This window comes from Clostridia bacterium, assembly GCA_019683875.1.
GTDB lineage: Bacteria > Bacillota > Sulfobacillia > RBS10-35 > Bu92 > Bu92.
In genome coordinates, this window is the sequence record JADGHN010000127.1 from 1 (window position 1) to 4473 (window position 4473).

Sequence of the window (4473 nt, forward strand, 5' to 3'; positions counted from 1 at the left end):
CCCCGGGTGATCGGCGAGGTCGTCGGCAAGGTCGACGGCCATCAAGCTCAGCAGCGCCGTCGTGCCGAGGGCCACGCCACCGCCGCACAGGCAAAGCGCGCCCGCCAGCGCCGTCTCCTGCCAGGCCGCGAGGCCGCTCGGCATGCGCCCCCGCGGCTCCCGCAACATGCCCACGGCGTATGCCGCGAGCGCGCACGCGCACGCGGCCCGGACGTCCAGCGCGGCCGCCACCGCCAGCGCCACGACGGCGTACGCCGCCGCCGCCGTGCCCAGCCTCGCGGTCCAGTTCGGGTCGCGTCCCTCTCGATCCAACGGAGCGTCGAGCACGTCGTCCAGAAGCCGCACGGTCACGGCGGTCGCGGCCACGGCCAGCCATCGCGACGCCAGCGCCCACCCGTCCACGATCCGCACCTCCCTACCAGCGTCCGGCGAAGAAGCGGCGCACTTCAGGGAAGCCGGCCCGCGTGACGGACGAGACGGGGATGACCCGCGCTTCCGGGAACGCGCGGCGGATCCGCTCCAGCCCCGTCGAGGCCCCGGGCAAGTCCATCTTGCTGGCGACGACGGCGAAGGGTCCGCGGGACGCCATGAACCGCACGATCTCGCGGTCGACGTCCGCGATCGCCCGGGGGTCTTCGCCGGCGCGGTGCGCGTCGATGAGGTGCAGCGCGGCTTCGGCCGACCGCAGGGCGCGCAGCGTCTGCGCCATCGCCTCGCGCACGGGGGCGTCCTGGTGGATGTCGTCGCTCAGCCCGGTGGTGTCGGTGAGGCGGATCACGCGGACGTGCTTGCGCACCGGCACCTGGACGTCGACAGCCTGCAGCGCGCGCGTCTTGTGGTCCGCGCCGTCGACGAGCTCGGCGCGGGCCCGCGACACCGGCAGGGTGACCACGTGCGTGGGCTCGCCCGGCGCCGTCACGTGAAGCCGCAGCTCGGAAACGTTGAGGAAGGCGGCGAACTGGATGACGAACAGCGTCTTGCCCGCGCGCGGCTGGCCGGTGACGAGGACGGTGGTCACGGCAGCACTCCGACGAGGTCCACCGCCCGGATCGTCATGAGATCCTCCACGCTGGCCGTCGGCTGCTGGACGAGGCGCAGCGCCTGGCGGCGGATGGCGCGTTCGATGATGTTGCGCGTCAGCCGCGCGTTGCCCGTGCTCAGCAGTCGCCGGTGCTCCGGCGCGCGCAGCATCTCCTCGAGTTTCGCGCGGGCGTCTTCCGAGAACCGGTACTGCCGTTTCGCCAACATCGAGTCGGCGATGCTCATCAGCTCACCCACCGTGTAGTCCGGAAAGTCGATCTGTATGGGGAACCGGGAGCGGAGGCCCGGATTCGTCCGGAGGAAGTACTCCATCTCGTCGTTGTAACCCGCGAGAATCAGGATCAGGTTGTCCCGGTGGTTCTCCATCGCACGCACCAGCGTGTCGATGGCTTCCTTGCCGAAGTCCTTCTCCCCGCCCCTGGCCAACGAATACGCCTCGTCGATGAAGAGAATGCCATCGAGCGCGCGCCGGATCTGCTCGCGCGTCTTCTGGGCCGTGTGGCCGATGTACTCGCCCACCAGGTCCGCGCGTTCGACCTCGACGAGGTGCCCCTTCGCGAGCACGTCCATCTCGCGGAACAGGCGCCCGAGCAAGCGCGCGATGGTCGTCTTGCCGGTGCCGGGGTTGCCGCGGAACACCATGTGCAACGCCAGCGGGTCGGTGGCCAGGCCGGCTTCCGCGCGCCGGCGCCGGACCTCCACGAACGCGTGCAGCTCGCGCACAAGTTCCTTCACCTGGCGCAGGCCGACGAGGCTGTCGAGCTCCTGCAGCACGGCCGCGACCCTGGCCTCCCGGCCGTTCGCCGGGGCGGGCGGCTCGTCGCGCATCAGGGCGACCGCGCGCGCGGGGGTCACCCTCCCCTCCTCCAGCCCGCGCAGGATGTCGTCGAACGACTCCCGGCGAGCCCGCGCTCCCGTGCGCGGCGGGGTCCCGAACGGCGACCGCTCCGCATCGTGCAAGGCCACGAGGAACCCTCCTCCTCTCCCATCGGCCCGTGCGGGCGATGCGTTGCGCATTATACGGGGCGCGGCGTCCCCACGTGCGACGCGCGAACGACAGGACACGACACGATCCTGTGGATAGAGATGTGCACAACTAGGGGGTTGCGTGTGGATAGACGGGTGCCGGCCGGCGTCCTTCGGAGAAGAAGGCGTCAAACCACTCCGCCAGGACGGTCGCCGGGTCTTCCGTGGCGTCGAGGTCGAGCCAGACGATGCCCGGCTCGCGACGGAACCAGGTGTACTGCCTCTTGGCGAAGCGACGCGTGTTTCGCGTCAGGATGGCCACCATCTGCGCGTAGTCGTAACGGCCCTGCAGGTAGCCGATCACTTCCTTGTATCCCAGGGCCTGAAAGGCCGGCAGGTCCGCCGGGTACCGGGCCAGCAGGCGACGGACTTCGTCGACGAGACCGTCGTTCAACTCGCGGTGGACGCGCGCTTCGACCCGCGCGTACAGGCGGGCGCGGTCACGCGTGAGCCCGACGACGAGCCGGTCGTACGGCGGCGGCTCCGCCGGGCGGCGCGCCCACTGCGAGAAGGGGATGCCGGTCTGGGCGTGCACCTCAAGCGCGCGGATGACGCGCCGCGTGTTGTGCGCGTCGATGCGCCGCGCCGATTCCGGGTCGACGGCCTCGAGCCGCCGGTGGACGGCCTCCGGCCCCTCGCGCACGGCCAACGCCCACAACTCCTCGCGCAGCGCGGGGTCCGGCGGGGCCGGGTTGAAGCGGTAGCCGAGCGTGGCGGCGCGCACGTAGAGCCCCGTGCCGCCCACGAAGAGCGGCCGCCGCCCGCGGGCCACGACCGCCCGCACCGCGCGCTCCGCCTCCTCGCAGTAGCGGACGACGTTGAACGGTTCGTCCGGGTCGACGAGATCGATCAGGTGGTGAGGCACGCGTCGGCGCGCTTCCAGCGGCGGTTTGTCGGTGCCGATGTCCATCCCGCGGTACACGGCCGTCGAGTCCGCGGAAAGGATCTCCGCACCGATCCGTTCGGCCACGTCCACGGCCAGGTCCGACTTGCCGACGGCCGTCGGCCCGACGATGGCGCCGACGCGAATGCGCCGTTCGTCCACGCCCGCTCCGCTCCCCGTCTAGTCTTGGTCGGAACCGCCGCGCGCCCCGGTGTCCCGGCGCCCGAAGTACCGTTCCAGTTGCGCCGTCGTGATTTTCCACACGGTGGGCCGCCCGTGCGGGCAGGTGAACGGTTCGTCGAGCGAGGCGAGCCGGTCGAGCAGCGCCTGGGCCTCTTCGGGCGACAGCGGGTCCCGCGCCTTGACGGCCGCCTTGCAGGACGCAAGGGCCAGGGCGGCGGCGCGGGGGTCGGTCGGGTCCGCGTCGTCGGCGAGCAGTTCCTCGAAGAGCTGGCGGAGCGCCTCGTGCGGGTCGCCGCGGAACACGGCCGGAATGGCCCGCACGACGAGGCTGGCCGGGCCGAACGGCTCGGCGACGACCCCGAAGCGTTCCCAGACGGCGTTCCGGCTGGCGAGGAGGTCCAGGCGCCCGGGCGGCACGTCGAGGACGAGGGGCACGGCGAGCGGTTGGCTGCGCGCCGCGCCGGCCTCCCGCAGGAACTGCTCGTAGTAGATCTTTTCGTGCGCCGCGTGCTGGTCGACGATGTAGACGCCGTCCGGCCCCTCGGCGATGAGGTACGTGCGCATGACGGCGCCGGCGTACCGGAGCGCGGGCATGCGGCGCGCGTCCTCGCCGGCAGCGAACAGACGCATCGCCTCGGCCACGCGGTCGGGCGTCGCGGCCGCCCGCGCGCGGGCGGCGGGTGACGGGTACGGGAGGCCGGGCGGGACCGCGGGCGCGGAGGTCCCTGGCCGCACGCGGGCGGACGGTGCGGCGTCCGCTGCCGCCTCAAGAGGCAGCCCGCCTGGCGAACCGCCCCGCGCGGCGGCCACCTCGTCCCAATCCGGTGTCAAGTCGCTGCCCTTGAGGGCCGCGAGGACGGCATGGTGCACGAACCCCGTCACGCGCCGCTCTTCGGCCAAGCGAACCTCAAGCTTCCGCGGGTGCACGTTGACGTCCACACGCGCCGGATCGAGCCGCAGGTGCAGGATGAACGCGGGGAAGCGACGCGCGGGCACGAGCCCGCGGTACGCGGCCTCCACCGCCGCGCGGATGCCGGCGTGCCGGACGGCGTGCCCGTTCACGATCAGCGTCTGCTGCGTGCGGCTGGCGCGCGCCATGACCGGGCGCCCGGCGAGGCCCTCGACGGCCATTCCCTCCGTCTCGCGCGCCACGTCCACGCAGCCGCGCGCGAAATCGGGCCCGTACAGCGCGGCCGCCACGTCGCGCAGGCGCCCGTTGCCGCTCGTCCGCCAGAGCACGCGCCCGTCCGAGCGGAACTCGAAGGCCACGTGCGGGAAGGCCAACGCGAGGGCCTCGGCCACCTGGGAGCAGGCGGAGGTCTCGGCGGCCGCAGACCGCA

At 72.8% G+C, this 4473-nt stretch carries 5 protein-coding genes; all 5 read right to left on the reverse strand.

All coding sequences use genetic code 11. The features are described from left to right. A partial coding sequence (locus IRZ18_08605) for a hypothetical protein (protein ID MBX5477164.1) occupies positions 1-402 on the reverse strand: 402 nt, incomplete at its 3' end. A gap of 13 nt (positions 403-415) precedes the next feature. Then, positions 416-1018 (reverse strand): GTPase domain-containing protein, encoded by a 603-nt coding sequence (locus IRZ18_08610; protein MBX5477165.1) that lies wholly within the window; start codon positions 1016-1018, stop codon positions 416-418. After that, positions 1015-1869 carry an AAA family ATPase gene (locus tag IRZ18_08615; GenBank protein MBX5477166.1) on the reverse strand — a complete coding sequence of 285 codons (855 nt, stop codon included), beginning with the start codon at positions 1867-1869 and terminating at the stop codon, positions 1015-1017. Before IRZ18_08615 ends, IRZ18_08610 begins: the two co-directional genes overlap by 4 nt. 268 nt (positions 1870-2137) lie before the next feature. Then, complete coding sequence (gene miaA, locus IRZ18_08620) at positions 2138-3112, reverse strand: tRNA (adenosine(37)-N6)-dimethylallyltransferase MiaA (GenBank protein ID MBX5477167.1); 975 nt, start codon at positions 3110-3112, stop codon at positions 2138-2140. Positions 3113-3130: 18 nt separating this feature from the next. Beyond that, on the reverse strand, positions 3131-4473 hold a 1343-nt coding region (locus tag IRZ18_08625), incomplete at its 5' end, for a DNA mismatch repair protein MutL (GenBank protein ID MBX5477168.1).

Coding starts and splice junctions, on each gene's coding strand:
- IRZ18_08615 (MBX5477166.1), bottom strand. CDS start 1,869: ATGCGCGACGAGCCGCCCGCCCCGGCGAACGGCCGGGAGGCCAGGGTC.